General features: G+C 70.8%; 1 protein-coding gene and 1 pseudogene. One reads left to right on the forward strand and one right to left on the reverse strand.

Going from position 1 to position 2,587, the window contains the following annotated elements:
- Nucleotides 1–2,182, reverse strand: a 2,182-nt coding sequence (locus tag OO54_RS40735; RefSeq protein WP_033212724.1) for a hypothetical protein, incomplete at its 3' end; no start/stop codon positions are given.
- A 141-nt stretch (nt 2,183–2,323) separates the two neighbouring features.
- Here OO54_RS40735 and OO54_RS46980 point away from each other — a divergent pair.
- A pseudogene (locus OO54_RS46980) lies at nt 2,324–2,587 on the forward strand (bifunctional RNase H/acid phosphatase); the annotation flags it as partial.

Consider the following 2,587-nt stretch of genomic DNA (forward strand, 5'->3'; position numbering starts at 1 on the left):
GCCGTTCGTCCCCTCGGGCGGCAGACCCCAAGAACTCCGCCTTCGCGCCCTCGAGCGCAGCCAGGACCTGATCGTCGTACGGCCCGACCTTGTGCTGCGGGGCCTCTCCCACGAGCCCCGGGTTGTCCGCTTCCCAGGCGTCCCTCGCTTCCCTCATGACGGCGTACTCGCGCATCATCAGGCTGCTCTTCTCGGCCTCACCGCGCGTTTCCCATATACGCGCCTCCTCCATATAGGCGACGTGGTCCGGGATGGGAGGAGCGTCCACCGTCGGAGCACGCCGTGCGGTCGGCGGCACCCTCTCGGGTACGGACTCGCGCGGCGGCGCCTCTTCGGCGACGAAGCCGACTTCCCCGGCCATGCCCTCCACGACGGTCCCCTCCGGAACGACCGTCACCTCGCGCACGCCTGAACGAACGCTGCCCTCACGGACCGACTCGGCGAAGAGATCCTGGACCGTCTCGAATGCGGACTCGGCAACCTTCTCCGACCAGAAGCTTTCTCGCCGGAGACCCGCCTCGGTCAGGGCCTCCGACGAGAGGAAGTCCTTGACCAGGAAGTCCTTGCCCGCCAGTGCCTGCTCAACCAGCCCCCCGGGCTCGATGAGCTCGACGGCGCTCAGTCCGAACTCCTCCAGACCGTGCCGGCGCGTCAGCGCCTCGAACTTGATCATCTGCTCGGGAGTCAGGTCGCGCAGGACCTCGACAAGCGACTGTTCCCCACGCGGCGCCAGCTCGCCCAGCGACTCGACCGATCTCACGATGGCCGTCATCATGCGCGACTCGTCCGGGGCACCCGCCTCCCCCATCCGGCGACCCGCCGCCGGCGGAGGACCGGACTGCTCCGGAGCCGTACTCACCGGCTCGGGGGCGACCGGAGGAACGCTCTCGGGAGCGACCGGAGCAACGCTCTCAGGAGCGACGGGAGGAACCGGCTCCGGAACGACCGGAGGAACGCTCTCAGGAGCGGCCGGGGAAACCGGCTCAGGGGCGACCGGCGTCGCCGTCTCCTCCACCAGGGTGATCTGGTTCTCCGCCATCACGAAGTCGTTCCTCGCCAGGCTGGCAAGGGTCTCTGTCAGCAAGGCCTCGCGGATGCGGACACGAGTCTGCGGGTCTACGGCGTTCCACACCTCCGGCGACGTGTTGTCCGCCACCCAACTGACCCATTCGCGCACAGCGCCTACGGCATCCGGGGGAGTTGCGGCGATCGCGTCCGCGAGGGTCATCACGTCGGCCAGGCGCACCAGCTCGGGCACGGAATTCATCCACTGGAGGACGGCATGCTGCACATCGCTCCGCAGAGCGTTCTCCAGGACCGCCTCCGGCGCATTTGCCCCACCGCCTTCGGGACCCGGCCCGGACGGCATCTCGTGCGGCGCCGCGACAGGGCTCAGCGTCGCGTCCAGGGACGGGGTCGGCTCGGGGACTCCGACAGCCTCGGCAGAGCTTCGCTCCGGCGTGGCAGTGACCACGAGCCCCTCGCGCGGGGCACCGCTCAGAGGGTTCGCGCCGCCCTCACCCACGAAACCCGACCGCGCGGTCATGCCCTGCGCCAGGCTCCCTTCCGCAACGACCGTGACCTCGGGCAGACCTGAACGGGCACTGCCCTCACTGACCGTCTCAGCAGAGAGATCCGAGGCCGGCCCGGCAGGTTCCAGGCCGCTGCCGTCGTTCTCCTTCAAGGAGTCGTACCCCGAGTCCTTGCGCTCGGGGGCCGTGCCGTCCGCTCGCTCGGCGTCACGCGGACCGGCCGGCTCCGTTGTTCCCGCCGGCGTCTCCACCGTCGGTTCGGGCGTGTCCACCACCAGGACACTCTCCGGCGCATCCACGACAGGCGACGGGGGCTCCGACGGCAGGAAGTCCCCGAGCGTGGACTCGGTGTGCTGCGACACGACACGCTCCAGCGTGCCGTCGGCGAGAATGGACTGGAAATCCTTGCCCACAGAGGTGAGGCCGTTCTCGCCCGCCAGGTGCTCCAACTTCACCAGCTCGGAGTGGGTCAGATCCGCGAGGACGTCGATCAGCCGTTCGTCCCCCCGGCCGGCGAACTCCGGGAACCCGGCCACGGTCCGGCCGAGCGCATCGATGATCTGACCGTCGTACGGCCCGACCTTGTGCTGCGAGGCCTCGTTCAGGAGGTTCGGGTTGGCATCTTCCCAAGCGATCCTCGCTTCCTGCATGTGGAAGTACTCACAGCCAGTGGACGTGGCAGTGGCCGAGCCCGTTGTGACGGTCAGGTCCCGCGGCCGTCCCCCCGCCGGGGCCGGCGAGGTCGGCTCGGCGGCGTTCGTGCTCGTGGCTCACCGGCAGTCTTCCCGCTGATGACGGTGTCGATGGCCGGCGGCCTGCCCGCCGCCTGCTGCACGGGCGCGGCGGCCGCCTGCGCTTCGGGACCCCGCGCCCCCGCGGTGGGCGTGCTTGCGGTGGGGGAGGCGCCGGCCGTCGGCACGGTGGGAGCCGGCCCGTCCGACAGCGGTCCCCGCGCCGTCTGGGAAGGGGCGGCGGCAGCGGGCGGCGTCCCGGCTCCCGCATCCGCCGTCACGGGGGTGAACGGTGCTGCCGCCAGCGGCGGTTGGGCCTCGGGG

Source organism: Streptomyces wedmorensis (genome assembly GCF_000716445.1).
Taxonomy (GTDB): domain Bacteria; phylum Actinomycetota; class Actinomycetes; order Streptomycetales; family Streptomycetaceae; genus Streptomyces; species Streptomyces wedmorensis.